At 71.7% G+C, this 25,067-nt stretch carries 28 protein-coding genes, 1 tRNA gene and 1 other RNA gene; 16 read left to right on the top strand and 14 right to left on the bottom strand.

All coding sequences use genetic code 11. The annotated features are described in order from the left end of the window. The first annotated feature begins 173 nt into the window (after window positions 1–173). A complete protein-coding gene (locus PKE79_RS01390; RefSeq protein WP_271171871.1) occupies window positions 174–974 on the top strand; it encodes an MOSC domain-containing protein in 801 nt (266 codons plus the stop codon). A gap of 18 nt (window positions 975–992) precedes the next feature. Here PKE79_RS01390 and PKE79_RS01385 read toward each other — a convergent pair whose 3' ends face one another. The 3 genes from PKE79_RS01385 to PKE79_RS01375 form a co-directional block, all read right to left on the bottom strand. Then, window positions 993–1,268 carry a hypothetical protein gene (locus PKE79_RS01385; RefSeq protein ID WP_271171870.1) on the bottom strand — a complete coding sequence of 92 codons (276 nt, stop codon included), beginning with the start codon at window positions 1,266–1,268 and terminating at the stop codon, window positions 993–995. A 66-nt stretch (window positions 1,269–1,334) separates the two neighbouring features. Further along, complete coding sequence (locus tag PKE79_RS01380; RefSeq protein ID WP_271171869.1) at window positions 1,335–1,517, bottom strand: hypothetical protein; 183 nt, start codon at window positions 1,515–1,517, stop codon at window positions 1,335–1,337. A gap of 116 nt (window positions 1,518–1,633) precedes the next feature. Next, window positions 1,634–1,706: transfer RNA gene (locus PKE79_RS01375), tRNA-Val, on the bottom strand. A gap of 54 nt (window positions 1,707–1,760) precedes the next feature. On the opposite strand from PKE79_RS01375, the gene PKE79_RS01370 reads away from it, so the two are divergent. The 3 genes from PKE79_RS01370 (at window position 1,761) to rnpB (ending at window position 4,603) form a co-directional block, all read left to right on the top strand. After that, on the top strand, window positions 1,761–2,495 hold the full coding sequence (locus tag PKE79_RS01370) for a zinc ribbon domain-containing protein (RefSeq protein WP_271171868.1): 735 nt from the start codon (window positions 1,761–1,763) through the stop codon (window positions 2,493–2,495). Continuing rightward, a complete protein-coding gene (locus PKE79_RS01365) occupies window positions 2,453–4,201 on the top strand; it encodes a bifunctional 3'-5' exonuclease/DNA polymerase (protein WP_271171867.1) in 1,749 nt (582 codons plus the stop codon). The genes PKE79_RS01370 and PKE79_RS01365 overlap by 43 nt, the downstream gene beginning before the upstream one ends. 33 nt (window positions 4,202–4,234) lie before the next feature. Further along, window positions 4,235–4,603, top strand: an RNA gene (rnpB, locus tag PKE79_RS01360) — RNase P RNA component class A. A 58-nt stretch (window positions 4,604–4,661) separates the two neighbouring features. Here the strand turns inward: rnpB and ppgK are convergent. The 5 genes from ppgK to PKE79_RS01335 all read right to left on the bottom strand — a co-directional run bounded on the left by ppgK (window position 4,662) and on the right by PKE79_RS01335 (window position 8,135). Next, window positions 4,662–5,417, bottom strand: a complete 756-nt coding sequence (ppgK, locus tag PKE79_RS01355; RefSeq protein WP_271171866.1) for a polyphosphate--glucose phosphotransferase — start codon at window positions 5,415–5,417, stop codon at window positions 4,662–4,664. Between the two features lie 86 nt (window positions 5,418–5,503). Next, window positions 5,504–5,884, bottom strand: coding sequence for an RNA polymerase-binding protein RbpA (locus tag PKE79_RS01350; RefSeq protein WP_271171865.1), 381 nt, complete (start codon window positions 5,882–5,884; stop codon window positions 5,504–5,506). Between the two features lie 94 nt (window positions 5,885–5,978). Further along, on the bottom strand, window positions 5,979–6,746 hold the full coding sequence (locus tag PKE79_RS01345) for a glycerophosphodiester phosphodiesterase family protein (RefSeq protein WP_271171864.1): 768 nt from the start codon (window positions 6,744–6,746) through the stop codon (window positions 5,979–5,981). After that, window positions 6,743–7,672, bottom strand: coding sequence for an SPFH domain-containing protein (locus tag PKE79_RS01340; RefSeq protein WP_271171863.1), 930 nt, complete (start codon window positions 7,670–7,672; stop codon window positions 6,743–6,745). The genes PKE79_RS01345 and PKE79_RS01340 overlap by 4 nt, the downstream gene beginning before the upstream one ends. Window position 7,673: 1 nt before the next feature. After that, complete coding sequence (locus PKE79_RS01335; RefSeq protein WP_271171862.1) at window positions 7,674–8,135, bottom strand: NfeD family protein; 462 nt, start codon at window positions 8,133–8,135, stop codon at window positions 7,674–7,676. Between the two features lie 145 nt (window positions 8,136–8,280). Between PKE79_RS01335 and PKE79_RS01330 the strand changes: the two genes are divergently transcribed. The 4 genes from PKE79_RS01330 to PKE79_RS01315 all read left to right on the top strand — a co-directional run bounded on the left by PKE79_RS01330 (window position 8,281) and on the right by PKE79_RS01315 (window position 12,394). Next, on the top strand, window positions 8,281–9,048 hold the full coding sequence (locus PKE79_RS01330) for an SDR family oxidoreductase (protein WP_271171861.1): 768 nt from the start codon (window positions 8,281–8,283) through the stop codon (window positions 9,046–9,048). Continuing rightward, window positions 9,045–10,223: a sensor histidine kinase gene (locus PKE79_RS01325; protein WP_271171860.1), complete on the top strand. Its 1,179-nt coding sequence runs from the start codon at window positions 9,045–9,047 to the stop codon at window positions 10,221–10,223. Before PKE79_RS01330 ends, PKE79_RS01325 begins: the two co-directional genes overlap by 4 nt. Continuing rightward, window positions 10,220–10,888 (top strand): response regulator, encoded by a 669-nt coding sequence (locus PKE79_RS01320; RefSeq protein WP_271171859.1) that lies wholly within the window; start codon window positions 10,220–10,222, stop codon window positions 10,886–10,888. The genes PKE79_RS01325 and PKE79_RS01320 overlap by 4 nt, the downstream gene beginning before the upstream one ends. A gap of 117 nt (window positions 10,889–11,005) precedes the next feature. Beyond that, window positions 11,006–12,394 carry an acyltransferase family protein gene (locus tag PKE79_RS01315; RefSeq protein WP_271171858.1) on the top strand — a complete coding sequence of 463 codons (1,389 nt, stop codon included), beginning with the start codon at window positions 11,006–11,008 and terminating at the stop codon, window positions 12,392–12,394. On the opposite strand, the gene PKE79_RS01310 is transcribed toward PKE79_RS01315, so the two are convergent. Further along, window positions 12,297–12,632: a MerR family transcriptional regulator gene (locus PKE79_RS01310; RefSeq protein ID WP_271171857.1), complete on the bottom strand. Its 336-nt coding sequence runs from the start codon at window positions 12,630–12,632 to the stop codon at window positions 12,297–12,299. The two genes, PKE79_RS01315 and PKE79_RS01310, sit on opposite strands and share 98 nt — an antisense overlap. Then, entirely contained in the window at window positions 12,629–14,800 is a 2,172-nt protein-coding gene (locus PKE79_RS01305; RefSeq protein WP_271171856.1) for an amylo-alpha-1,6-glucosidase, read from the bottom strand. The genes PKE79_RS01310 and PKE79_RS01305 overlap by 4 nt, the downstream gene beginning before the upstream one ends. Window positions 14,801–14,939: 139 nt before the next feature. Here PKE79_RS01305 and PKE79_RS01300 point away from each other — a divergent pair, with 139 nt between their 5' ends. Beyond that, complete coding sequence (locus PKE79_RS01300) at window positions 14,940–16,058, top strand: glycosyltransferase family 4 protein (RefSeq protein WP_271171855.1); 1,119 nt, start codon at window positions 14,940–14,942, stop codon at window positions 16,056–16,058. Between the two features lie 149 nt (window positions 16,059–16,207). Further along, complete coding sequence (locus PKE79_RS01295) at window positions 16,208–16,867, top strand: DedA family protein (RefSeq protein WP_271171854.1); 660 nt, start codon at window positions 16,208–16,210, stop codon at window positions 16,865–16,867. On the opposite strand, the gene PKE79_RS01290 is transcribed toward PKE79_RS01295, so the two are convergent. Next, a complete protein-coding gene (locus PKE79_RS01290; RefSeq protein WP_271171853.1) occupies window positions 16,812–17,732 on the bottom strand; it encodes an AEC family transporter in 921 nt (306 codons plus the stop codon). The two genes, PKE79_RS01295 and PKE79_RS01290, sit on opposite strands and share 56 nt — an antisense overlap. Before the next feature lie 72 nt (window positions 17,733–17,804). Here PKE79_RS01290 and PKE79_RS01285 point away from each other — a divergent pair, with 72 nt between their 5' ends. From PKE79_RS01285 to PKE79_RS01260, 6 genes are all read left to right on the top strand, one after another. After that, window positions 17,805–18,395 (top strand): LOG family protein, encoded by a 591-nt coding sequence (locus PKE79_RS01285; RefSeq protein WP_271171852.1) that lies wholly within the window; start codon window positions 17,805–17,807, stop codon window positions 18,393–18,395. Window positions 18,396–18,464: 69 nt separating this feature from the next. Further along, a complete protein-coding gene (locus tag PKE79_RS01280; protein ID WP_271171851.1) occupies window positions 18,465–19,064 on the top strand; it encodes a dihydrofolate reductase family protein in 600 nt (199 codons plus the stop codon). A gap of 37 nt (window positions 19,065–19,101) precedes the next feature. After that, window positions 19,102–19,551 carry a helix-turn-helix transcriptional regulator gene (locus tag PKE79_RS01275; protein ID WP_271171850.1) on the top strand — a complete coding sequence of 150 codons (450 nt, stop codon included), beginning with the start codon at window positions 19,102–19,104 and terminating at the stop codon, window positions 19,549–19,551. A gap of 5 nt (window positions 19,552–19,556) precedes the next feature. Next, entirely contained in the window at window positions 19,557–19,967 is a 411-nt protein-coding gene (locus PKE79_RS01270; protein ID WP_374727729.1) for a VOC family protein, read from the top strand. Window positions 19,968–20,002: 35 nt separating this feature from the next. Next, window positions 20,003–22,396, top strand: a complete 2,394-nt coding sequence (locus PKE79_RS01265) for an ATP-binding cassette domain-containing protein (protein WP_271171848.1) — start codon at window positions 20,003–20,005, stop codon at window positions 22,394–22,396. A gap of 4 nt (window positions 22,397–22,400) precedes the next feature. After that, a complete protein-coding gene (locus PKE79_RS01260; RefSeq protein ID WP_271171847.1) occupies window positions 22,401–22,859 on the top strand; it encodes a pyridoxamine 5'-phosphate oxidase family protein in 459 nt (152 codons plus the stop codon). A gap of 43 nt (window positions 22,860–22,902) precedes the next feature. Here the strand turns inward: PKE79_RS01260 and PKE79_RS01255 are convergent, their stop codons facing one another. From PKE79_RS01255 to PKE79_RS01245, 3 genes are all read right to left on the bottom strand, one after another. After that, the gene (locus PKE79_RS01255; protein ID WP_271171846.1) at window positions 22,903–23,256 is read right to left on the bottom strand and encodes a hypothetical protein; all 354 of its coding nucleotides are present in this window, start codon (window positions 23,254–23,256) and stop codon (window positions 22,903–22,905) included. 263 nt (window positions 23,257–23,519) lie between these two features. Next, window positions 23,520–24,623 (bottom strand): winged helix DNA-binding domain-containing protein, encoded by a 1,104-nt coding sequence (locus PKE79_RS01250; protein ID WP_271171845.1) that lies wholly within the window; start codon window positions 24,621–24,623, stop codon window positions 23,520–23,522. After that, window positions 24,620–25,060, bottom strand: coding sequence for a VOC family protein (locus PKE79_RS01245; protein ID WP_114552744.1), 441 nt, complete (start codon window positions 25,058–25,060; stop codon window positions 24,620–24,622). Before PKE79_RS01245 ends, PKE79_RS01250 begins: the two co-directional genes overlap by 4 nt. Window positions 25,061–25,067: the final 7 nt, after the last annotated feature.

Below are 25,067 nucleotides of genomic sequence, written 5' to 3'. Positions count from 1 at the left end.
CGTGCCGCGGAAACGGGACGAGGCGTGCCGGAGCCCGGTCGGGCCGATGCACGCGTATCGGGGACAGCCTAGTCCTTCCGAGGAGGGGCGGGCACGCGCGGCCAGGGTGGCGTCGGCTCTCGGCAAGCGCTCTCCGGTCGCGTGCCCTCGTCCGGACGCGGCAGAATCGGGGAGTGCCCCACGTCTCCGCGCTTTACCGTCATCCCGTCAAGGGCTTCACCGCCGAGGAGCGCGACGCGCTCGTCGTCCAGGGTGACGGCCGCATCGAGGGCGATCGCGTGCTGGCGTTCCGCTTCGCGGACGCAGCCACGCCCGAGGAGCATGACGGACTGGACTACTGGCCCAAGTCAAAGGGTCTCGCGCTCATGGACTTCCCGTCCCTCGCGCGCCTCCGCCTGCGCTTCGACGAGGGCCTCGGCCGGCTCTCCGTCCGCCTGGATGACGAGCTCGTGCTCGAGACGACGCTGGATGCCGAGGGGCGACGCGAGGCCTCCGAGCGGATCGCGCGGTTCGTCCTGTCGACGCCCGACGGGCGGCGCCTGGAGCGCGGTGGCCGCCTGCCGCTCGTCCTCGTGGGGGATGGTCGGACGTCGCGCTTCCAGGATCGGCCGCGCGGCTTCGTGTCGCTGCACGGTCGCCCGTCGGTGCGCGCGGTCGACGAGGTCACTCCGGACGCCGTCGTCGACGACCGCCGCTTCCGCTCGAACATCGTCGTCGATGGTCTCGAGCCGTGGAGCGAGCTCGATTGGCGTGGTCGCGTGCGGATCGGGGAGGTGGTCTTCGCCGTGCAGCGCCCGATCATCCGCTGCCTCGCGATCCACGCCGACCCCGATTCGGGAGAGCGGGACGCCCCGCTCCTGAAGACCCTCACCCGCGTCTTCGGCCAGGCGGAGCCCACCCTCGGCATCCTGCTGCTGCCCGCCGAGGGAGGCGGCGCCGTCCGCGTCGGCGACAGCGTGGAGCTGCTCGACTGAGCTGCTCGACGTGACGTCTCAGAGCGCGGCGCGGATCGCCTGCTCGACCGTCGCGCCGCGGCCCACCTTCGCGGGGATGTCGCCGGGCTGCTCGGCGACGTGGATCGCGTACGAGCCGTCGCCCTCGGCGACGACCCAGCCCCACGGTCGCCGGTCGCGCTTCACGCGCAGGTCGGGGTACCAGATGGTGCTCTGGACCGGCGTCGGCTCGAACGAGTAGAGACTGCCGCCCACGGTCACGAGCTGCGTCGTCTGAATGGCGGCGTCGATGAAATCGCGGTCGAAGGCCCTCATATCCGCACTGTACTCAGGAGCGCCGACAGGCGGTAGACCCGGCCCGCGAGCGGGCCTGCGCGGTGCTCAGACCTCGTCATCGACGTCGTCGTCGCCCGCCGCGAGACGGTCGGCGTCGGCGCTGTCGATGAGGTCGTCGTTCGCATCGGGGTCGAGCACCTCGTCGCCGTCGACCTCGGTCGTCGGCAGGTCGTCGCGGTTCTCGCCGTCATCGGGCAGAGGGTACGGAGCGGGGTAGGGGTTCGACATGATCGCGTCCTTTCGCGTGAGGTGCTGCTCACGCTAGGGGCGGCGGGCGAGGCAGCCCAGGCGCTTGACCGAGAGCTCCGCTCTGGCTAGTCGCCGGCGAGCAGGGCGCGGAACGGTGGGCCCTGCCGGGATCGAACCGACGACATCCACGGTGTAAACGTGGCGCTCTACCAGCTGAGCTAAAGGCCCCTCCCGACGATTCTAGGCGCACGGGATGTCGCCATCCGACCGTAGGCTGGAGAGGTGAACGCCAGCCCCGCCGACCAGCGCCTCCTCCTCGACCTCGCCGACCTCGACCGCCGACTTCGGCAGGCGGAGGCCGCGCGCCGCAACCCGCCGCAGGCAGCGCGGGTGCAGGAGCTCGTCGCGCAGCGCACCGCGCAGAGCCATGAGCTCGCCGTGCGCGTCGGCGCGCGCGACGAGCTGCAGGCCGAGGTCTCGCGCATCGAGTCGGATGTCGCGCTCGCGCAGCAGCGGCGCGACCGCGACCGGGCGCGCCTGGAGGGCTCGGCGAACGCGAAGGACGCGCAGGCGCTCGAGCGCGAGATCGCCGCGCTCACCCAGCGGCTGAGCGCGCTCGAGGATGCCGAGCTCGAGCTCATGGAGCGCCTGGAGGCCGCAGAGGCGTCGGTCGCAGAGCAGCAGGCGATCCTGAACGAGACGACGGCCGAGGGCCAGCGGCTGAGCGCCGAGGGCAAGGCCCAGGTCGAGGCGGCCGGCCGCGAGATCGAGACGCTCACGCGCGACCGCGGCGCCGTCGCCGGGCGCATCCCCGACCCACTCGTGTCCGCCTACGACCGCCTGGCGGCCCGGGGCATCGTCGCCGCCGCGCCGTTCACGCGCGGTGCGTGCGGAGGCTGCCATGTGATGCTCGCGCCGAGCGATCTGCAGGCGCTCCGCTCCGTGCCCGCCGATGCGGTGGCGAACTGCCCCGAGTGCGGGTGCATCCTCGTGCGCACCGAGGAGTCCGGGCTCTGACGCCATCCGTCGTCCTCGGCCGCGCGGGCGACGACATCGTCGCGGTCGCGCGTGACGCCGACGCGATCGCGGAGGGCGACGCCGAGCGCATCGCACGGGCGGGCGACGACGCCGCGCTCGCTCGGTGGGTCGCCGCACGCGAGGAGGCGGACGCCCCGCGCTGGGTCTGGTCGGACACCGCGGTGTGGTACCCGCGTCTGCTCGCGGAGGGCGTGCGGGTCGCGCGCTGCGACGACCTGCGCCTGCGCCACCGCATCCTCCATCACGCCGTCACGCCCGATGCTTCCGCGCACCCGTGGGACGCGGCACCGGCCGAGTCCGAAGTCGCGACGCAGCCGGCGCTGTTCGACGTCGAGCCGACGCGCGTCGCGGGGGAGTCGATGCACGACCTCGACGCGACCGTCGACGAGGCGCGCGCGCAGCAGGGCCTCCTCGCGCGCGCGGAGGATCCGTCGCGCATGCGGCTCCTGCTCGCCGCGGAGTCGGCGGGCGCCCTCGTGGCCGCCGAGATGCGGGCGGCCGGCCTGCCCTGGGATGTCCGCCGGCACGACGCCATCCTCACGGAGGCGCTCGGCCCACGACGGGGCGGCGGCCTCCCTGCGCGCATGGAGGAAACCGCCGCGCGCGTCCGCGAGGCGCTGGGCGATCCGCGCGTGAGCCTCGACTCGCCGCCGCGTCTTCTGCGCGCGCTCCGCAATGCGGGCGTGCACGTCGACTCGACGAGCAAGTGGGAGCTGGCCGAGCACGATCATCCCGTCGTCGCACCGCTGCTCGAGTACAAGAGCATGGCGCGCCTCCTCACCGCCAACGGATGGTCCTGGCTCGACGAGTGGGTCCACGAAGGCCGCTTCCGACCGGTCTATGTGCCGGGCGGCGTCGTCACCGGCCGGTGGGCGTCCTCCGGAGGAGGCGCTCTGCAGATCCCGCGCGCGCTGCGCGGCGCTGTCAGGGCCGACGCGGGGTGGCGCATCGTCTCCGCCGATGTCGCTCAGCTCGAGCCCCGCGTCCTCGCGGGCATGGCACGCGACGAGCGGATGGCCCGGGCCGCCGCGGGCGCGGACCTCTACGAGGGCATCGTGGCCAGCGGCGCGGTCGCGACCCGCGCGGAGGCCAAGATCGCCGTCCTCGGCGCGATGTACGGTGCGACGACGGGCGACGCGGGCCGCCTCGTGCCGCGGCTTCGCAAGGTGTTCCCGGCGGCGATGGCGCTCGTCGATGCCGCGGCGCGCACGGGCGAGGACGGGGGAGTGGTGCGCACGTGGCTGGGGCGCACCTCCCCGGCGCCGGATCCGGCGTGGGTGCAGCAGCAGGCCCGGGCGAGCGGTTCGGATGCCTCGGCCGCCGACGAGACGCGGGCGCGGCGCGCGGCACGCGACCGCGGGCGATTCACCCGCAACTTCGTCGTGCAGGGCACGGCGGCCGAGTGGTCGCTCGCGTGGCTCGCCGACCTGCGCCTGCGCCTCGCCGCGCTCGGAGCCGTCGGCGCCGACCGATCGGCTTCGGCGTCGGGCCCGGTGTTCTCCCGACGTCCGCACCTGGCGTTCTTCCTGCATGACGAGGTCCTCGTGCATGCGCCGGCCGATCTCGCCGACGACGTGGCGGCGGCCATCCGCTCCGCTGCGGATGCCGCGGGTCGGCTGCTGTTCGGGACGTTCCCCATCGACTTCCCGCTCGACGTGCGCATCGACGAGTCCGCCGCGAAGTGATCCCGCCCAGCCGCCGTAGAATGGAGGGGCGAATGGGTCGGCCGGACGGTCGCGTCGCGAGCGGTTCGCCGCCTCGCGCCGAGGAACGTCCGGGCTCCGCAGGGCAGGGCGGTGGGTAACACCCACCCGGAGCGATCCGCGAGACAGTGCCACAGAGAACAGACCGCCGGGATCCGTCCCGGTAAGGGTGAAACGGCGGTGTAAGAGACCACCGGGGGCCATGGCGACATGGCCCGCCAGGTAAACCTCGCCCGGAGCAAGGTCAGACAGAGGATGATGACGCGGCCCGCCGAGTCCTCGGGTAGACCGCTGGAGCGGCACGGCAACGTGTCGCCGAGAGAGATGGCCGTCGATGGGGCGCGAGCCCCGGAACAGAACCCGGCGTACAGGCCGGCCCATTCGCCCTGGACGAGAAGCGCCCCGGCTCCATGCGGGGCCGGGGCGCTGTGCGGTCGAGGGGTCAGGCGTTCGCGAGCGAGGCGGCGCCGATGATGCCCGCGTTGTTGCGGTGCACGGCGGTGACCATCTTGGCGCGCGTGGTGATGTACGGCATGAACTTCTCGGGGTTCTTCGAGACGCCGCCGCCCACGACGAGGAGGTCGGGGGAGAAGAGGAACTCGACGTGCGCGTAGAACTTCTGGAGGCGGTGGCCCCACTTCTCCCACGAGAGGCCCTCGCGCTCGCGCGCCGTCGCGGCGGCGTAGCGCTCGATCGACTCGCCCTTCCAGATGAGGTGGCCGAGCTCGGTGTTCGGGATGAGGACGCCGTCGTAGATGAACGCCGAGCCGATGCCCGTGCCGAGGGTCGTGAGGATCGTGAGGCCCTTCTGGCCCTTCGCGGCGCCGAAGCGCGCCTCCGAGAGGCCGGCGGCGTCGGCGTCGTTCACGAAGTGGATGTCGCGGCCGAGGCCGTCCTGGAAGAACTTCTCGGCCTCGAAGTCGATCCACTCGTCGGAGATGTTGGCCGCCGAGAGCGTGCGGCCGTCCTTGACGATGGCGGGGAAGCAGACGCCGAGGGGGAGCCCGGCCGCGTCCTCGCCGAGGAGCTCGAGCAGGTCGTGCGCGGTCTGGAGCACGTCCTTCGGGTGCGCGCCCTTGGGGGTGTCGATGCGCACCCGGTCACTCAGCAGCGTGCCCTCCGAGAGGTCGACGATGCCGGCCTTCATGCCGGTCCCTCCGATGTCGATTCCGACAGCACGATCCACAGTCTTCGCCATGCTGACAGCTTACTGGGAGCGCGCGGAGCCTCCGGACACGAAGAAGACGCCGGCCTCATCGAGACCGGCGTCTGCAGACGTGCGCGTTACGCGCTCTTGACCCGCGTCGGGTCCTGGCCCGCTCCGCGGCGCTCGCGGATGAACGCGAGGCGCTCGGCGAGGATCTCCTCGAGCTCCTCGATCGAACGGCGCTCCAGGAGCATGTCCCAGTGCGTGCGCGCGGCCTTGTCGCCGGAGTGGTCGACCTCGACCGTGCCCTTCTCGAGCTTGAGCAGCGCCTCGCCGCCGCACGTGCGGCACTCCCACGTCTCGGGAGCTTCGGCGTCCGCTGCGAACATGAGCGTCGTCTCGCGCCCGCAGGCAGCACAGACGTACGTCTGCTCCTTGCGCTCCATGAACACGACGCCCTCTTCGCTCTGAAGACTCTGGGCGCCGAGTCGGATACCACGAAGGCTGCGATCTGCCATGGTGAAGTCCTCTCGTCGGTCACCATTTGTAACGCGTCCGGCTGAGCGGATCATCCGAACGGACGGCGCCGGATGCGCTATTCCCAGGCGACGTTCAGGGCGTCAGAGCGGCCAGCGCCAGGTCGGCGCGATCCGTGACGATCCCGTCGACCCCGCGCCGCACGAGCGCCCTCATCCGCGCGGGATCGTCGACGGTCCAGATGTGCACCTCGACCCCCTCCTCATGCGCCCAGCGGACGAGCCGGCGGGTGAGCACGGGCACGATGCCGCGCCGCTCGGGGATCTGCAGGGCGTCGACTCCGGCGAGCAGCCGTCGTGCGCGCCGCCGTGCACCGAGCGCGGCCGCGAGAACGAGGCGCGCGATGATCGCCGAGCTCGCGCTCGTGGCCGGCCGTGCAGGGAACGCAGCGGCCATGGCCGCCACGCGCCGCGCCTCGTCGAAGCTCGTGAGGAGAACGCGGTCGGCGTGCTCGGCGGCGATGCGGCCGGCGCCCTCGGCGGCGGCCGCGGCCTTCACGTCGATGTTGAAGCGCGTCGACGGGAAGTCCCGGAGCACATCGGCGAGCTGCGCGAGGCCGCCGCGCGGCGCCATGATCTCATCGAGCTCGCGCAGCGTCACGTCGGCGATCGCGCGCGGGTCTCCCGTCACGCGCTCGAGCGTGTCGTCGTGGAAGAGGACGACGACGCCATCCGCCGTGACATGGCAATCGGACTCGACGTACTCGACGCCCGCCGCGTGCGCCGCCGCGATCGCCGCGACCGAGTTCTCGACGATGCCGTCGGCGGCCATGTCGGCCGTCACGAGTCCGCGATGGGCGAGCACGCGCGGATGGCGCGTGCCCGCCAGGTACGGATGCGTCACGCGGGCGGTGGGGTGCGGTCGCCCAGCCCCGGGATCCGTCCGGCGAAACCGCCCGAGATGCCCTTGAGGGCCTCCGTCAGCTCGCTCGGGATGATCCAGAGCTTGCTCGCCTCGCCCTCCGCGATCTTCGGCAGGGTCTGCAGGTACTGGTAGGCGAGCAGCTTGTCGTCGGGGCGCCCCTCGTGGATCGCATGGAAGACCGTCGTGATCGCCTCCGACTCGCCCTGCGCGCGCAGGACCTGCGCCTGCTTGTCGCCCTCGGCCTTGAGGATCGCGGCCTGCCGCGCGCCCTCCGCGACGAGCACCTGCGACTGCTTCTGGCCCTCGGCGGTGAGGATGGCCGCGCGACGGTCGCGCTCGGCGCGCATCTGCTTCTCCATCGCGTCCTGCAGCGTCGCGGGCGGATCGATCGCCTTGAGCTCGACGCGGCTCACCTTGATGCCCCACTGCCCGGTCGCCTCATCGAGCACGGCGCTGAGCTTGCCGTTGATCACGTCGCGGCTCACGAGCGCCTCCTCGAGGTTGAGGCTTCCGACGACGTTCCTCAGCGTGGTGATGGTGAGCTGCTCGACCGCGCCGAGGTAGTTCGCGATCTCGTAGGTCGCCGAGCGAGGATCGGTGACGCGGAAGTAGACGACCGTGTCGACGGCCACCGAGAGGTTGTCCTCGGTGATGACCTGCTGCGGCGGGAACGTGACGACCTGCTCGCGGAGGTCGACGCGCGTGCGTGCGCGGTCGATGAACGGCACGATGAGGTGCGGCCCGCCGAACAGGGTGCGGTGGTACTTGCCGAGGCGCTCCACGATGACGGAGTCGCTCTGCGGCACGATCCGGATGGACCGGACCAGGATGGTGATCACGAAGATGACGACGGCGATCACCAGGATCCAGGTGAGCACCATCGCCATGACGTTGCTGTCGTCCATTTCAGCTCTCCTCGGGCGTGCGGGTCGTGACGAACGCGGTCGCGCCCTGGATGGACTCGACGGTGATCGGGGTCTGCGGGGCCAGCGACCGGTCGCCGCGCACGCGCGCGGACCACGAGTCGCCGTTGACGAGCTTGACGCGGCCCGACATCGCGGTGACCGTCTCGGTCACGACGCCGGACAGCCCCACGAGGGCGTCGACGTTGAACGCCTTCGGGTCGGCGCCGCGGCGCAGGCGCCGCAGAAGCGGCGGGCGCACGAAGACGAGCAGGGCGACGGCCGCGGCGGCCGCGACGATCACCTGGAGCCACAGCGGCGCGCCCAGAAGCCCCGATCCGAGGCCGAACACGCCGCCGAGGCCGAGCATGAGGAACGTGAGCTCGCCCGAGACCATCTCGACCGCGAGGAAGATCGCGATGAGCGCCAGCCATCCGATCCAGGCGAACTGCTCGATCGCTTCCATGGGACCTCCTCGGGGCGGGCTCTGCTCGGAACCTATCACGCACGCGCGACGTCTGATCCGCCCGGGATATCGCGTTGCGATTCCCGCGCGCAGACCGCACTTGGTAGGGTCGGACGGTTCCCGTCCCCACGCTCTCGGAGTCCTCGTGTCGCAGCCTCTCGCACCGCAGTCCCTCGCCGGCAAGACCGTCCTCGTGACGGGGTCGTCACGAGGGATCGGCGCCGACACCGTGCGCTACGCGGCGCAGGCGGGGGCGAACGTCGTCATCAACTTCCGCAACAAGGCCCCCCGCGCCGAGAAGCTCGCCGCCGAGGTGCGCGAGCTCGGCGTCAAGGCGCTCGTCGTCGGCGCGGACCTGACCGACCCGGGCTCGGTCTCGGCGATGATCGACGCGGTCAAGGAGGAGTTCGGGTCGCTCGACGTGCTCGTGCTCAACGCCTCGGGCGGCATGGAGACGGGCGTCGGCGAGGACTACGCGCTCCGACTCAACCGCGATGCCCAGGTGAACGTCCTCGAGACCGCGCTGCCGATCATCCCCGCGGGCGGACGCGTCGTGTTCGTCACGAGCCACCAGGCGCACTTCATCCGCACGACGCCCACGATGGACGCGTACGCGCCCGTGGCCCTGTCGAAGCGCGCGGGCGAGGACGCGCTGCGCGAGCGCATCCCCGCCCTCACCGAGAAGGGCGTCGACTTCGTCGTGGTCTCGGGCGACATGATCGAGGGCACGATCACCGCGACGCTCCTGGAGCGCGTGAACCCCGGCGCGATCGCGGCGCGGCGCGAGGAGGCGGGTCGCCTCTACAACGTCTCGGAGTTCGCCGCCGAGATCGCGCAGGCGATCGTCGACCCGATCCCCGCGGACAACGAGCGCATCGTCGGCGACATCAGCGGGTTCCGCGGCACGGAGTGACCGACAGCGCGCGGGGGCTCTCGCCTGCCTGGTGGGTCGCCATCGGGTTCGCGAGCGCCGCTCTCGCGGCCGTCGGCGCGCCGTTCGAGGCCGCCGTGCACGGCGTCCCGCCGGGCTGGGCGCTCGCACTCGCCCTCCTGCAGGCCGGCGCGATCGCGGTGGCGCCGGTCGCGCCCTGGCCGGCCATCGTCGCGTTCACTGGCGCGTCCGCGGCACTCGCCCTGTGGGCGCCCCCGGTCGGCGTGCCGTGGCCCTGGTCGGTCACGGGCATCATCGGGTTCGCGCTGCTGTGCGGGCTCGTGGCTCTCCGCCGAGGCTGGCGCACGGGCGTCTGGGCGCTGGTGCTCCCCGGGGCGCTCGTGTCGTCGCACGTGCTCACGGCGCGCGGTGACGCGGTGCCGGCGAACGCGATCGTGGCGCTCTCGATCGGGGCCGTGGCACTGGGCGTCGCCGCCCTGCTCGGCGAGCGACGCGCGCTCGGCGCCGCCCTCGCCCGCGAGCGCGCGATCGCCGAGGACGAGCACGCCGCGCGCGTTCAGGTCGAGGAGCGTCAGCGGATCGCACGCGAGCTGCACGATGTCGTCGCGCACGGCCTGTCGCTCATCCAGGTGCAGGCCGCGACCGCGCGCTTCCGGCTCCCCGAGCTCGACGACGCGGCCGCGGCGGAGTTCGAGGAGATCGGCGGTGCCGCACGCCGCTCCCTCGGCGAGATGCGCCGTCTGCTCGGCGTGCTGCGCTCAGGCGACGAGCAGGCGGCTCTCGCGCCCGTCGCGGGCCTCGCCGACATCCCCGCACTCGCGCGCGACGCGGTCGACGCCGGCGCGGCGGTCACGCTGCGCAGCGACGCGCACGCCGACGACCTGCCCGCCTCGCTGCAGCTCGCGGCCTACCGGATCGTGCAGGAGGCGCTGAGCAACGCGCTCCGCCACGCACCGGGGAGCGCGACCACGGTGACGGTGCGGGAGGATGGCGGCATGCTCGTGATCGAGGTCGAGAACTCGCGGCCGGCCGCCGCGGTCGAGGCGTCTCCAGGCGCCGGCCTCGGGCTCCGGGGGATGCGGGAGCGCGCCGCGCTGGTCGGCGGCACGGTCGACGCCCGCCCCACGGCAGAGGGCGGCTTCCGCGTGCACGCGGAGCTCCCTGTCGACGTCGCGGGCGAGAGGGGCGAGGCATGATCACGATCGCGGTCGTCGACGACCAGGCCATGGTGCGCGCAGGATTCGCGGCGATCCTCGCCGCTCAGCCCGACTTCCGCGTCGTCGGCCAGGCCGGGGACGGCGAGGAGGCCGTTCGGCTCGTCAACGAGACGCACCCCGACATCGTCCTCATGGACGTGCGGATGCCCGTGCAGAACGGGATCGAGGCGACGCGCGCGATCCTGCAGCCGCGGCACCCGCGGCCATCGCCGCCGCGCGTCATCATGCTCACGACGTTCGACATCGACGAGTACGTCTATGACGCGCTGAGCGCGGGGGCGAGCGGATTCCTCCTCAAGGACGCTCGGCCGGACGAGCTCGTCCAGGCGGTGCGCGTTGTCGCCGCTGGCGATGCACTGCTCGCGCCGAGCATCACGCGACGGCTCATCGAGGACGTCGTCACCCGGCGACCCGCCCCGCCCACGCGCGCACGGCTCGACCTCGCCGGGCTCACGGAGCGGGAGCGCGAGGTGCTCACGCTCATGGGCCGCGGTCTGTCGAACGGCGAGATCGCGAGCGCGCTCTTCATCGCCGAGCAGACCGTGAAGACGCACGTGCGGAGGGTCCTCCAGAAGCTCGGCGCGCGGGACCGCGTGCACGCGGTCATCTTCGCCTACGACGCGGGGCTTGTCACCCCGGCCTGACGCCCGCGCTCACCCCGAGGGAGGGCAGCGCCGCCGCGCAGATCGACCCCCGGGGTGATCCGCTGGGCGCGGTCGCCTCCGTACGGTTCCCCGACACCGACCGTCGAGGAGACCCGCATGTCCGCGCCTGCCGCCACCGCACCATCCGCCCCACCGCTTCACGGTCCCGATCGGGACCGCAGCATCGATCTCGCCCGCGCGGGCGCCCTCGTCGTCGTCGTGCTCCTGCACGCCACGATGGTCGGCATCGACGTGCAGGACGGTCGCCCCGTGTTCTCGAACGCGCTCGACATCGACGGGTTCGCTCCCTGGAGCTGGCTCGTGCAGGTGATGCCCCTGTTCTTCGCGGCGGGGGGATTCACCGCTGCCCGCTCGTTCCGACGCTCGCGCGCTCGCGGGGCCTCCCGTGCGGCGTTCGCCGCCACCCGCGTGCGGCGTCTCCTGCGGCCCCTCCCGCTCGTCATGCTCGTCCTGGCGGCGGGCCTCTCGGCGCTGCTCGTCGCGGGGGTCCCGGGCGATCTCGTCGCGGTCGCGGGATTCCGGATGTCGCAGCCGCTGTGGTTCCTCGGGGTGTTCGTCTTCGCGCAGGCGCTCGTGCCCGCGCTGGTCGCCGCGCATGATCGCGCTCCCGTCGTCACGCTCGCCGTGCTCGCCGCGGCCGTGGTCGCCGGCGACGTCCTCCGGATGACGAGCGGCGTCGAGGCTCTCGGCCTGCTCGGTCTCGCCTCCGTGTGGCTCACGGTGCAGCAGCTCGGCTTCTGGATCGAGGATGGCCGCGCTGACGCGATCGCGGCGCGCGTGCGCTGGCGGATGGCCGCGGGCACCGTCGGCGTCCTCCTCGTCCTCGTCGTGTCGGGCGCCTACGCGGCGGACATGTACGTGAACCTCAATCCGCCGACGGTCGCGCTCGCTCTGTTCGCCTTCGCGCAGGTCACCCTGTTCACGCTCTCGCGCCCGGCTCTGCGCCGATGGGCAGGGCGGCCGCCGATCGCACGAGCGGTGGATGCGATCGGCGGTCGCGCGATGACCGTCTACCTGTGGCACATGCCGGCGCTCGTGGCGCTCGCGGGAGCCGTCGCGGGGAGCGCCCTCGTCACCGGCGCCGACCTTCCGGCGCCCGCATCTCCCGCATGGTGGCTGGACCGCCCGGCGTGGCTCGTGCTCGGCGCGGTCGTCGTGGGCGCGGGGGCCTGGGCCGCGAGCCGCTTCGAGACGCGGCACGCGCGCTCGGGTGCGGAGCCGGTCACCGAGCAGGCAGGGCGCGCGGCCCTCGCGACCCTCACGGGGGCGGCCGCGGTGGCCGCGGTGCTCGCGCTCGGGCTCGGCCCCGCGACGGCCGTCCTCTCCGCGCTCCTCGCCGCGCTCGCCGTGCGGCTGTCGGCGGCCGGCCCGATCCTGCCCCGAGGCCTCACTCCGGCCGGCGCGCGCGGAGGTCGGCGATCTCCTCTTCGAGGGCCTCGACGCGGCGCCGGAGGGCGAGCACCTTCCGCACGCCGGGCAGGGTGACACCCTCCTCCGTCAGCGTCGCCACCTCGCGCAGTCGATCGACCTCGTTCCGCGAGTACCGGCGCTGGCCGCCCTCGGAGCGCTCGGGCGAGACGATGTCCTGGTCGTCGAGGCGACGCAGCGCAGCCTGCGGCATCCCGAGCAGCGACGAGACCTGCCCGATCGTGTAGAACGGCGCGGTCTGGTCGTCCAGGGGCGACGCAGGCTCCCCGTCGCTCGTCTCGGCGTCATCGCTCATGTCCCCATCCCTTCAGGCAGTCCAGAGACCTCGGTGCGGGTCTCATCTGCGCGGAGGTCGAGCCGCCACGGCCCGATCGGCAGGCCGGTGATCTCCACGCGGCCGATCGCGGGCGGCACGGATCGGATGTCGAGGCGGCCTTCGGGAACGTCGGCATCCAGCCCGAGGCAGATCCGGAGGATCTCGAACGGCGTCGCGGCGGCCCACGCCTGCGGGGAGCACGACGTCGGGTAGGGGACCGGCAGGGGCTTGTCGTCGCGCGCGAAGCCGCAGAAGAGCTCGGGGAGACGCCCGTCGAACGCCTCGAGCGCATCGAGGAGACCGGTCGCGACCTCGACCGCGGCATCCCGGCGCCCGTACCGGGCCATGCCTGCGGCCGCGAGCACGGTGTCATGCGGCCAGACCGACCCGTTGTGGTAGCTCGCGGGGTTGAATCGCCGCGACCGCGACGAGAGGGTCCGGATGCCGAAGCCGGTGAAGAGATCGGGCTGCAGCAGGCGGTCGATCACCCGGTCGGCGACCTCGTCGGGCACGATGCCGGTCCAGAGGCAGTGCCCGACGTTCGAGGAGAGCACGCGCACAGGCTCCTTGCGCGCGTCGAGCGCGAGCGCGTAGAAGCCCTCGTCGGGCAGCCAGAACGCCTCGTGGAAGCGCGCCTGCAGATCAGCGGCCCGCGAGCGCTGCTCGGCCGCGTACGCCGCCTCGCCCAGCGTCTCCGCGATCTCGGCGGCCGCGAGCCGCGCCGCGTAGCAGTAGCCCTGGACCTCGGCGAGCGCGATCGGCGCCTGCGCGTCGGTGCCGTCGCGGTGGGCGATGGCATCCGAGCTGTCCTTCCATCCCTGGTTCGCGAGCCCGCGGTCGGTGCTGCGCTGGTACTCGACGAACCCGTCGCCGTCGCGGTCGCCGAAGCGGTCGATCCACGCGATGGCGCGTCGGACATGCGGCCACAGCTCCTCGATGGCCTCGCGGGGAGCTCCCCAGCGCCGCGCCTGGCCGACGAGCATCGCGAAGAGCGGGGTCGAGTCGATCGATCCGTAATAGACCCGATCGCCGCCGAGGGCGAGCGACAGGTCCGCTCCCAGCCGCACCTCATGGAGGATGCGCCCGGGCTGCTCCTCCGTCATCGCCGACTCGCGCGCGCCCTGCAGCCGAGCGAGGGCGCGCAGGGTCCCGAGTGCGAGACTCGGCGCGAAGGGCATCATCATCGCGCTGGTGAGCAGAGAGTCCCGGCCGAAGAGGGCCATGAACCACGGCGCTCCCGCCGCGACGACCTCGTCCTCGGGATGGGACGGGTCGACGATGCGGAGCGCACCGAGGTCGCGCTCGCTTGTCGCGAGTGCGGCCGCCAGCACCGTGTTCGCCACCGAGATCGAGGGTGTCGCGTCGTGCCACCCGCGCATGCGCAGCGCCGGCTGCGTGCCCTCCACCGGGTCGCCGAGCGGGAAGGACGCGGCCAGCTCGCTGCCGTCCACGGCCGGTCGAACCTCGATGCTGCCCCGCCACGTGCCGCCCGGCTCGACGACGATGCGGAAGGCGAGCGCTCCCGAGGCGGCCTGCGCTCCGGGCGCCGACACGCGCACGCCCCGCTGGGCCGTCCCCTCGCCCTCCAGGCGGAAGTGGAGTCCGTCCCGGTCGAACCCGCCCGTCACGCCCGCCGGCCGCTCGGCCCGGCGCTCCTTGACCTGGAAGAGGTCGGCGAAGTCCGCGTCGACGTGGAGGACGACGTCGAGACCCGCCGGCTCGCTCCCGTAGTTCGAGATCGCGAGGTCCTCGCGCATGCCGCTGCCGACGAGCCGGCGCCGCTCGACGATGATCGTCGGCTCGATGTGGCCGGGGCGGGCCGGAACGCGGCCGATGAAACGCGTCTCGAAGGGCTCTGCCGGGATGATCCCGAGAGGCTCGACCGAATGGCCATCGATGCGCAGCTCCCACTGAGACAGCACGCGGGTGTCCTGCACGAAGAGGCCATCGGCCTGACGAGGGACGATGTCGCCATCGGGGCGGGAGACGCAGAACGACGATCCCTCGACGAGGGTCACGGATGCCTGCGGCTGCTGCACGGTGCCGAGTCCTCGGGGCCGGGTGCGATCGTCGTCGATGGGCAGCCGGGAGGTCCGCGGCTCCACGTCGTCTGCGGTCTCGACGGGGGACGACACGATGTCGGTCACGGTGCTCCTCTCTGACGGGCGCTCTGAAAACCTTCACTTGCAATCGTAGGTTTCCTCTCAATAACCTGACAAGCGACGGCTCAACGTCGAGCTCTTCACCCCACCTTGCGATAGCGCCGATGGAGGAGGAGGTACGCGCATGTCGCTGATCGTCGAACGAGAGGGCACACCGGAGGACGAGGTGGCCACGCGCCCGCTGCGGATCGGGATGATCGCGCCGCCGTGGTTCGAGCTCCCGCCGCGCGGCTACGGGGGAACCGAGGCCGTCGTCGCGGCCCTCGTGGACCAGCTCGTCACCCGCGGACACGAGGTGACCCTCGTCGCCTCGGGGGAGCGCCGCACACGCGCGCAGCGCCACGTGCGGGTGTACGACGAGCCGCCCTCGCACCTGCTGGGGTCGAGCGTCATGCCCGAGGTCGTGCTCGCGGCCGAGGCGGCGCGCTCGCTCGACGAGCGCGAGCTCGACATCGTCCACGACAACTCCGCGGCGGGGCCCCTGCTCGCCCGCTCGCGCGCCATCCCGACGCTCGTGACGATGCATGGGCCGGTGACGGGGGACAACGGCGACTACTACCGCCGGCTCGGGTCGAGCGTCGACCTCGTCGCGATCTCCGACGCCCAGCGCCGTCAGGCTCCTGATCTGAACTGGGTCGGGACGGTGCACAACGCGATCGACGTGCCGAGCTTTCCGTTCCGCCCGCACAAGGAGGATCACGTGCTCTGGATCGGGCGCTTCAGCCCCGACAAGGGGGCGCATCTCGCCATCGAGGCCGCGCGGCGTGCGGGGCGTCGCATCGTGCTCGCCGGCAAGCTCAACGAGACCGCCGAGCGCGAGTACTTCGCCGACGCCGTGCGCCCCCTGCTGGGCCGAAACGCCGAGTACGTGGGCGAGGCGGACGCGAGCGTGAAGCGCGAGCTGTTCGCGAGCGCCGCCTGCCTCGTCTTCCCGATCCAGTGGGAGGAGCCGTTCGGCATGGTGATGGCCGAAGCGCTCGCGTGCGGCACGCCCGTCGTCGCGACGCCGCGCGGCAGCGTGCCCGAGATCGTCCGGCACGGCGAGACCGGGTTCGTCGTCGACGGCCTCGACGCCCTCGCGCAGGCGATCCAGCGCGCGGGCGATCTCGATCCCGCGGCCTGCCGCCGCGATGCGGAGACGCGGTTCGATCTGCCGGTGATGGCCGAGGGGTACGAGCGGGTCTACCGCGTCCTCGCCGAGGGGAGCGAGACCATCCGCTCTCTCACGGCCGCCGCTGCCTGAGCCGAGCCCGTCCGGGACGGCCGCGCATCGCTCGCGCGGCCGTCCCGGACGGACACGAGTCATCCTCCAGGGGGATGGGAACGCACCCACGGGGTGACGACGTGCCGCACGCCCCTCCGTAGCGTCGGAAGCGACCCGGAGGGATCCCCATGACCGCGTTCTTCGACCTCGTCGCCACGGTGCTGCTCGACACCGCGACCTCGCCCTGGATCTACCTCGTCGCGTTCGCCGTGTGCGCGGTCGACGGGCTGTTCCCGCCCGTCCCGAGCGAGACGGTGATCGTGTCGGCTGCGGCGATCGGCGCAGCGACTGGGGAGCCGATGCCCTGGCTCATCGCGCTCCTCGCGGCGTGCGGCGCCTTCGTCGGCGACGGGCTCACCTACCTCCTGGGGCGCGCGATCGGGACGGAGCGATTCGGATGGATGCGGATCGGGCGCGTACGTCGGACGATCGAGTGGGCGCAGGCGGGCCTCGATCGGCGCGGCGCCTCGCTCATCCTCATCGCGCGCTACATCCCCGTGGGGCGCGTCGCCGTGAACCTGACCGCCGGCGCGACGCGCTATCCGCCCCGCCGCTTCGTGCCGCTCGCGCTCGTCGCGGCGGCCGCCTGGGCGGCGTACTCCGTCGGCATCGGCCTCATCGCCGGCACCTGGCTCCGCGAGCAGCCGCTCCTGGGCGCCGCGATCGGCGCAGGCATCGCGATCGTGCTCGGGATCGCGATCGATCGCGTGATCGCCCTGCGTCAGCGCTCGCTCAGCCCAGAAGCAGAGCGCACGCGAACAGAGCCGGCAGGCATCCCAGCGTCGTGAGGAACACGGTGTCGCGGGCGACCACCTCGCCGACCTCGTAGCGCTGCGCGTAGTTGAAGACGTTCTGCGCGCTGGGGAGCGCGGCGAGCACGACCACCGCGAGCAGCGCGTGGTCGTCGAGCTGGAAGGCGAATCGGCCGATGGCCCATGCCACGAGCGGCATGAGCGCGAGCTTGCAGACCGTCGCGAGGGCGATGTCGCGGCGCGTGCCGACCTGCGTGAGGACGCGCTGGCCGTAGAGCGACATGCCGAAGCTGATGAGGAGCACGGGCACGGCTCCGCCCGCGAGGAGCCGCAGCGGGTCCATGACGATGGGCGGGAGCTCGACGTCGAGGAGCGCCACGAGAACCCCGAGGGCCGCGCCGATGATCATGGGGTTGCGCAGCGTCCGCCGCGCGATCGCCCCGAAAGACGCCTCTCCCGATGACGAGCCGTCGAGGATGGCGAGCACGATCGGCGTGAACACGAGGAGCTGCAGGAGCAGGATGGGCGCGGCGTACGCGGCGTCGCCGAGCACGTAGGTGGCGATCGGGATGCCGATGTTGTTGCCGTTCACGTACCCGGCTCCCAGCGCGCCGACCGCCGTGACGCCCCAGCCGCGACGCCAGCCGAGCCGGGCCACGAGGCCGTAGAGGATGAAGATCGCCGCGGCCGCGAGCGCGGAGACGGGCAGCAGAGCCGAGAACAGCACGCCGAGATCGGCCTCTGCCAGCACGGTGAAGAGCAGTAACGGGTTCAGCACGAAGAAGCAGAGTCGGCTGAGCACGAATCGGCCCTGCGGCCCGAGGAGGTCGACGCGCCCGACGACGTAGCCGGTGAGGATCGCCACGCCGACGACCGCGAAGCCGGTGAGGACGTCGATCATGCGGGGGTCTCTCTCACCCCTCCAACCTACGCCCCGCGGCGACCCGCCCCGTGCGCTGGATAGGCTCGCGGGGTGAGCGGAATCGAGCGCGTGACGGTGTTCCTGGGGTCGGCGACGGGTGTGCGGCCGGACTACGCGGAGGCCGCGACCGCGTTCGGCCGTGCGCTCGCGGCGCGCGGCACGGGGCTCGTCTACGGCGGCGGGCGGGTCGGGCTCATGGGCACGGTCGCCGACGCCGCATCCGAGGCGGGCGGAGAGGCGATCGGGGTAATGCCCCAGGACCTCGTGGACGCCGAGATCTCGCACCCGGGGCTGACCGCTCTCGAGATCGTGCCCGACATGCACGCGCGCAAGCTGCGCATGGCCGAGCTCGGCGACGCCTTCGTGGCGCTGCCCGGGGGAGCGGGCACGCTCGAGGAGCTCTTCGAAGCCTGGACCTGGCTGCAGCTCGGGATCCACCGCAAGCCGGTCGCCCTCCTCGATGTCGCCGGCTTCTGGCGCCCGCTGCTCGATGCCCTCGACCACATGACGGCGGAGGGCTTCGTCCGCTCCGCGTTCCGCGACACCCTGATCGTGGCGGACGACGCGGGCGCGCTGCTCGACGCCCTCGAGACCTGGGAGCCGCCGGCACCGAAGTGGGGATCGCCCGCGCCGCGTCCCTGACCCCCTTGCCGGCGCCGATGGCTCGCGCCTATGGTCAGGGCGGAGTCACCCGGCGACGAGAGGATCTTCATGAGCGTGTTCTGCGACGTCACGGTCTCGCTCGACGGGTGCGTCGCCGGCCCGGACCAGAGTCTCGAGGACCCGCTCGGCATCGGCGGCGAGGACCTGCATCGCTGGATGTTCGAGGCGGCCGAGGAGAACAGGGACGAGCGCGACGCGATCACGCGCGCCGGCGCGTTCATCATGGGCAGGAACATGTTCGGGCCGATCCGCGGGGAGTGGCCGGACGAGTCGTGGCAGGGGTGGTGGGGGAGCGATCCGCCGTATCACGCGCCGGTCTTCGTGCTGACGAACCACGCGCGTCGCCCGCTCGAGCTCGAGGGCGGCACGACCTTCCACTTCGTCACCGACGGCATCGAGGCCGCGCTCGATCGCGCACGGGCCGCAGCCGGCGATGCGGATGTCTCGGTGTGCGGCGGCGCGCAGACCGCGAACGCGTACCTGCGCGCCGATCTCGTCGACGAGCTGCGGCTCCATATCGCCCCGATCACGCTCGGGCCGGGCGCGCGGCTCTTCGAGGGCGTCGCTCGCTTCGGGCTCGTCCCCGCCTCGGCGCGGTCGACGCCGCTCGCCACGCATCTCGTCTTCCGGCGTGCGGAGAGCCGCTGATCCGGCGACGTCGGCAGGGCATGGCAGGATCGCCTACGTGACGAGCCCACCCGCCCCCGCAGACCGGCTTCGGGACCTCGCCCTCCTCCGCCGGGTGCGCGACCGGATGGACCGCGAGTTCGCCCAGCCACTCGACGTCGAGGCCCTCGCGCGCGGCGTGGGCATGTCCGCTGGCCACCTCAGCCGGCAGTTCAAGCTCGCGTACGGGGAGCCGCCGTACTCCTACCTCATGACGCGGCGGATCGAGAGGGCGATGTCGCTCCTGCGACGCGGCGATCTGACCGTCACCGAGATCTGCTTCGAGGTCGGCTTCGGATCGCTCGGCACGTTCAGCACGCGCTTCACCGAGCTCGTGGGAATGCCGCCGAGCGAGTACCGGCGGCGGTCCGAGGGCGATCTCGCTGGCGTTCCCACCCTCATCACCAAGCACGTGACGCGACCGATCAGGAATCGAGAAGCGCGACCATCCGACCCGCGGATAGCGTGAGCGACATGACCATCACGATCCACTCCAGCTTCCTGCCGCAGACCGACCCTGATGCCGCTCTGGGCTTCTACCGCGACGCCCTCGGCTTCGAGGTGCGCAACGACGTGGGCTACGAGGGGCTGCGCTGGCTCACCGTGGGCCCGGCCGACCAGCCCGACACGAACATCGTGCTCTACCCGCCCGCCGTCGAGAGCGGGATCACCGATGACGAGCGCCGCACCATCCTCGAGATGATCGCGAAGGGCACGTATGCGAGCCTCCTGCTCGCGACGCCCGACGTCGACGCCGAGTTCGCGCGGCTCGAGGCCCTGGGCGTCGACGTCGTGCAGGAGCCCATGGACCAGCCGTACGGCGTTCGCGACGCGGCGTTCCGCGACCCGGCGGGCAACATGATCCGCCTGCAGCAGCGCCCCTGACCGCCCCGAGCCCCTTCTGCCGGCCTGGAGAGACGATGACCGCAGCCTCCGACAGCCCCTCCGCTCACGTCGCCGACACGCACGACGTCATCCGCGTGCAGGGCGCGCGGGAGAACAACCTCAAGAACGTCAGCATCGAGATCCCGAAACGGCGGCTGACGGTGTTCACGGGCGTCTCGGGGTCGGGCAAGAGCTCGCTCGTGTTCGACACGATCGCCGCCGAGTCGCGCCGTCTCATCGACGAGACCTACAGCGCGTTCGTGCAGGGGTTCATGCCGTCGGTGCCGCGCCCCGACGTCGACGTCCTCGAGGGGCTCACGACGGCCATCCTCGTGGACCAGGAGCGGCTCGGAGCGAATCCGCGTTCGACCGTGGGCACCGTGACCGACGCGAACGCGATGCTGCGCATCCTGTTCAGTCGGCTCGGGGAGCCGCACATCGGCGGCCCGACCGCGTTCTCGTTCAACATCCCCACGCAGAAGGCGAGCGGCGTGATGACGTCGGCGACGGGGGAGAAGACCATCGTCAAGGACGTCGTGTACCTCGGCGGCATGTGCCCGCGGTGCGAGGGGAGGGGAGCGGTGTCCGACATCGACCTCTCCCAGGTCGTGGACGAGTCGAAGTCGCTCGATGAGGGTGCGATCATGGTGCCCGGCTACACGCCGGACGGTTGGATGGTGAAGGGGTTCTCGCAGTCGGGGTTCTACCCGTCGGACAAGCCGATCGCCCAGTTCACCGAGAAGCAGCGGCACACGTTCCTCTACGGCGAGGTGACCAAGGTCAAGATCGCCGGCATCAACATGACGTACGAGGGGCTCATCCCCAAGATCACCAAGTCGATGCTCTCGAAGGACGTCGACGCGCTGCAGCCGCACATCCGCGCCTTCGTGCAGCGCGTGGCGACCTTCGCGACGTGCCCGGAGTGCGACGGCACGCGTCTGACCGAGGCGGCGCGCGGCTCGAAGATCGACGGCGTGAGCATCGCCGACGCGTGCCGCATGCAGGTGACGGACCTCGCGGAGTGGGTGCGCGGGCTGGACAAGCCCGGCGCGGGCCCGCTCCTCGCAGCGCTCGGCGCGAACCTCGACGCGTTCGTGACCCTCGGCCTGGGCTATCTGAGCCTCGACCGGCCATCCGGCACGCTGTCGGGCGGCGAGGCGCAGCGCATCAAGATGCTGCGTCACCTCGGCTCCGCGCTCACCGATGTCACGTACGTGTTCGACGAGCCGACGATCGGCCTGCACCCGCACGACATCCAGCGCATGAACACACTCCTGCTGCAGCTGCGCGACAAGGGGAACACGGTGCTCGTCGTGGAGCACAAGCCCGAGGCCATCGCGATCGCCGACCGCGTCGTCGATCTCGGGCCCGGCGCGGGCAGCGCCGGCGGAACGATCTGCTACGAGGGGACGGTCGACGGGCTGAAGGCCAGCGGAAGCCTGACCGGGAAGCACCTCGACGACCGCGCGCAGATCAAGCCGAGCGTTCGAGAGCCGAAGGGCGCCATCGAGGTGCGCGGTGCGAGCGAGAACAACCTGCAGGATGTCGACGTGGACGTCCGACTCGGCGTCCTCACGGTCGTCACGGGCGTCGCGGGGTCGGGCAAGAGCTCGCTGATCCACGGATCGGTCGCGCGACGTGAGGGCGTCGTCTCGATCGACCAGGGCGCGATCCGCGGATCGCGACGCAGCAATCCCGCCACCTACACCGGGCTCCTCGATCCCATCCGCAAGGCCTTCGCGAAGGCGAACGGCGTCAAGCCCGCGCTCTTCAGCGCGAACTCCGAGGGCGCATGCCCGACGTGCAAGGGCGCTGGCGTCATCGTCACTGAACTGGGGTTCATGGAGACCGTCGAGACGCCGTGCGAGGACTGCGGCGGCAAGCGGTTCCAGGCGGGCGTGCTCGAATACAAGCTCGGCGGGCGCGACATCACCGAGGTGCTCGACCTTCCCGTCGCGGAGGCACGCGCGTTCTTCTCCGAGGGCGAAGCGCGGATCCCCGCGGCCGCGGCCATCCTGGGCAGGCTCGAGGACGTCGGTCTCGGCTACCTGACGCTCGGCCAGCCGCTCTCGACGCTGTCGGGCGGCGAGCGTCAGCGGATCAAGCTCGCGAACGAGATGGGGGAGAAGGCCGAGGTCTACGTGCTCGACGAGCCGACGACGGGTCTCCACCTTGCCGACGTCGAGAACCTCCTCGGGCTGCTGGATCGGCTCGTCGACGCCGGCAAGACCGTGATCGTGATCGAGCACCACCAGGCGGTGATGGCTCATGCGGACTGGATCATCGATCTCGGGCCCGGGGCCGGTCACGACGGCGGGCGCATCGTCTTCGAGGGCACGCCGGCCGAGCTCGTCGCCGCGAGGTCGACGCTCACCGGCGAGCACCTGGCGCAGTACGTCGGCGCTCCGGCTGTCACGGAAGCAGGCTGACCCGGTGAGCGACGCCGCACCGCCGCGCGACCGCGCGACGCGCAAGGCCGATGCGCTCCGCCAGCTGACCGCGCCTGCGGCGGACGCATGGGTGGCGACGGCGTCGCCCGACGGGCGACCCCATCTCGTGCCGCTGTCGATCGCGTGGGTGGACGATCGCATTGTCATCGCGCTCGAGGGCTCGTCTCTCACGGCGCGGAATATCGCGTCCTCCGGCGTCGCGCGGCTCGGTGTCGGCCAGACGAGAGATGTCGTCCTGATCGACGCGTCGCTCGACGCGACGCACGGCGTCGACGACGTCGAGAGCACCGGACACGCGTATGCCGCGCAGGCGGACTGGGACCCGCGCGGCCTCGCAGGCTACGTGTTCCTCGTGCTGTGCCCGACGCGCATCCAGTCCTGGCGCGAAGTGGACGAGTTCCCCGGACGGATGCTCATGTCGGATGGCGAGTGGCTGATCTGAGGGCAGCCCGCGCGCTCGGGATCATCCGATAATGCACATTATGTCAGTTTGAAGCTGACATGTCTGCGCCGGTGCGCTCTCCCACCCTGGCGCGGGTAGGCCCGCCGGTGACGATCGTTTGCGGTGGAGCCGCCTCGTGATCGCCGAAGACGTCGTCGCATCGTTGCGGTACCCGTGACGCGCCATCCATGGGACCATCGGTTGTATGAGCACTCCGATCCTCGCCATCGTCTGTGCCCTCGGGATCATTGTTCCGGTGGCGCTCGGCTTCCTGCCGAGCCAGCGTAAGCGGCGTGCAGCGCGACATTGAGTCGCGCGGCGGCGTCCGCCGGTACAGCGCATAGTTGACCGACCGAAAACGATCGTTTACGGCAATCCGGCCGGTGATGACCTTCATGCGCGCGACACGCCGACCTTGACCCGCCGAAACCCACCGCCGAAACCTCACGGCGCCGAAACGCGTGTGGTACGCATTCGGCGCAGAGTCGGACGAGCGCTCTCGACAATCAGAACGCCCGTCACGAGTACGCCGAGTCACCGGTCGGTAATCGAAAACCCGGGTGCGCTCCCCCGCATCTGCCCTCAGTGCAGGTGGCACCCTCCTCAGGCGTGATGACAGCCGTTCCCGACCGCGACGAGCAGGCTCGACGCCGACCACGTTCACGTCATGATGATCGCCGGCTCCGTGCCGTCCGGCGCGACGAATCGGGCCAGGTGGGTGGCCTCGTCCCGCACAGCTGCTGTCTCGGCATCCGTCAGCGGCCGGAAGGGCGCCATGCGCAACTGATCGCGGGTCAGGCTCCAGCTTCCTTCGACGAAGCCGTCGACGAGGAACAGAGGTACGCCCGCGGACGCCCGGGGTGCGATACGTCGACGATTCTCCTCGCTGATCACCCGCGTCCGGTCCCGGTGCCCGAGAACAGCATTGTCGAAGGCGGGCAGGAACCGGACGGGTGCTGGAGCGTCCGGTTCGCCGAGCGGCGCGTCGGGCAGGTCGAACAACTCTGCTCCCTGTTCATCCCGGAAGACGCGCAGGCGCGGCCGCAGCCCTTCGACGATCTCGCGGAGTCGCGTGATCCCCGACCAGGCCTGGACGTCCATGACAGAGGCCGGACCGAATGCGGCGAGGTAGCGCAGCACCATCGTCTCGGGTTGTGATGCGTCGGCGATCGGTCGGGAGAGCCACTCGTCGGCCAAGGCGACCGGTGTCCCACGGCGATGCCCCCACCCGCCCCAGATGGGGTGAGGGGGTGGATGCACCAGCGCCTCCAGCAGCTCGAAGGCCTCGGCAAGCCGGCCAGGGCTGCGGCCGGGGAAACGGTGGACGAGCAGGTCGCCGAGCTCCCGGCGCTGCAGCGTCCTGCCGGTCAGCATCCCCCGCCCGGCGCTGCCGAGCTCGTCCGGATCGATCCCCTCGATCTGCGCCGCGTAGTATGGCTCGGCCAGTGCGCTCCGCACGAGCGTCGCGACCGTCGCCCGCAGCCAACCGAAGTCCTCGCCGCGGGCCAGATGCTGCGTCCCACGCAACATGGTCGCGTGCACCACGTCCCGGCCCTCCAGCAGGGACGTGAGGTCGTCGCGCCGGAAGTTCTCCAACCGGGCCCACAGCCCCACATAGGGTCCGTTCGGCACCTGCGCCTGCATCGCCACGAGATGCTCGATCGCCTCCCGTGGGGTCCGAGAAACGCGGCGGGTCAGCAGTTGCCGCTCCAGCAGCGTCCGGTTCAGGACTCGCCGCGTGAGTGCGCGCACACCGGCGCTCACGACTCGTCGACCAACCAGTCCATCGGTACTTCCTGCGTGATACCGATCAGGTTGCCGTCGGCCGCCTTCAACACGGCGAGACGGGCGCCGGGCATGTCGACGATCCCGGTGCCCGGATCGATGTTGTCACCCTCGGCGGCCTCGGCGGTGCCGAGCTCGGCGAGGGATCCGTCGGCGACCTCGGTCATCGCCGTGGCCCCGGCGGCGACGAGCGCTCGATGGGCCTGCTCGATGTTCTCGACCGTCCAGAAGACCAGCGGATGATCCACCCACGGCGCCGCGGTCAGCCCGATCTCCACGCCATCTCCGGAGAACGCGGCGAACTCGTCGCTGTGGAATGCGGGTTCTCGACCGAGCAACGCCGTCCAGGCCGCGATGCTCGCGGGCAGATCTCGCGCGGGCAGAACCACATTGCTGAAACCGTTCAACTGCATCATGAACACT

The sequence above is a fragment of the Microbacterium barkeri genome (assembly GCF_027921765.1).
GTDB classification, from domain to species: Bacteria; Actinomycetota; Actinomycetes; order Actinomycetales; family Microbacteriaceae; genus Microbacterium; species Microbacterium barkeri.
The sequence above is the reverse complement of the archived record's forward strand: the minus strand, read 5'-3'. Positions and strand labels throughout refer to the sequence as shown.

Excerpts from the sequence above, each read along its gene's own strand:
- PKE79_RS01385 (WP_271171870.1), bottom strand. The coding sequence starts at position 1,268 with ATGAGGGCCTTCGACCGCGATTTCATCGACGCCGCCATTCAGACGACG.
- PKE79_RS01380 (WP_271171869.1), bottom strand. The coding sequence starts at position 1,517 with ATGTCGAACCCCTACCCCGCTCCGTACCCTCTGCCCGATGACGGCGAG.
- ppgK (WP_271171866.1), bottom strand. The coding sequence starts at position 5,417 with ATGGCGAAGACTGTGGATCGTGCTGTCGGAATCGACATCGGAGGGACC.
- PKE79_RS01350 (WP_271171865.1), bottom strand. The coding sequence starts at position 5,884 with ATGGCAGATCGCAGCCTTCGTGGTATCCGACTCGGCGCCCAGAGTCTT.
- PKE79_RS01340 (WP_271171863.1), bottom strand. The coding sequence starts at position 7,672 with ATGGACGACAGCAACGTCATGGCGATGGTGCTCACCTGGATCCTGGTG.
- PKE79_RS01335 (WP_271171862.1), bottom strand. The coding sequence starts at position 8,135 with ATGGAAGCGATCGAGCAGTTCGCCTGGATCGGATGGCTGGCGCTCATC.
- PKE79_RS01320 (WP_271171859.1), top strand. The coding sequence starts at position 10,220 with ATGATCACGATCGCGGTCGTCGACGACCAGGCCATGGTGCGCGCAGGA.
- PKE79_RS01315 (WP_271171858.1), top strand. The coding sequence starts at position 11,006 with ATGTCCGCGCCTGCCGCCACCGCACCATCCGCCCCACCGCTTCACGGT.
- PKE79_RS01310 (WP_271171857.1), bottom strand. The coding sequence starts at position 12,632 with ATGAGCGATGACGCCGAGACGAGCGACGGGGAGCCTGCGTCGCCCCTG.
- PKE79_RS01300 (WP_271171855.1), top strand. The coding sequence starts at position 14,940 with ATGTCGCTGATCGTCGAACGAGAGGGCACACCGGAGGACGAGGTGGCC.
- PKE79_RS01295 (WP_271171854.1), top strand. The coding sequence starts at position 16,208 with ATGACCGCGTTCTTCGACCTCGTCGCCACGGTGCTGCTCGACACCGCG.
- PKE79_RS01290 (WP_271171853.1), bottom strand. The coding sequence starts at position 17,732 with ATGATCGACGTCCTCACCGGCTTCGCGGTCGTCGGCGTGGCGATCCTC.
- PKE79_RS01280 (WP_271171851.1), top strand. The coding sequence starts at position 18,465 with ATGAGCGTGTTCTGCGACGTCACGGTCTCGCTCGACGGGTGCGTCGCC.
- PKE79_RS01270 (WP_374727729.1), top strand. The coding sequence starts at position 19,557 with ATGACCATCACGATCCACTCCAGCTTCCTGCCGCAGACCGACCCTGAT.
- PKE79_RS01265 (WP_271171848.1), top strand. The coding sequence starts at position 20,003 with ATGACCGCAGCCTCCGACAGCCCCTCCGCTCACGTCGCCGACACGCAC.
- PKE79_RS01255 (WP_271171846.1), bottom strand. The coding sequence starts at position 23,256 with ATGAAGGTCATCACCGGCCGGATTGCCGTAAACGATCGTTTTCGGTCG.
- PKE79_RS01245 (WP_114552744.1), bottom strand. The coding sequence starts at position 25,060 with ATGATGCAGTTGAACGGTTTCAGCAATGTGGTTCTGCCCGCGCGAGAT.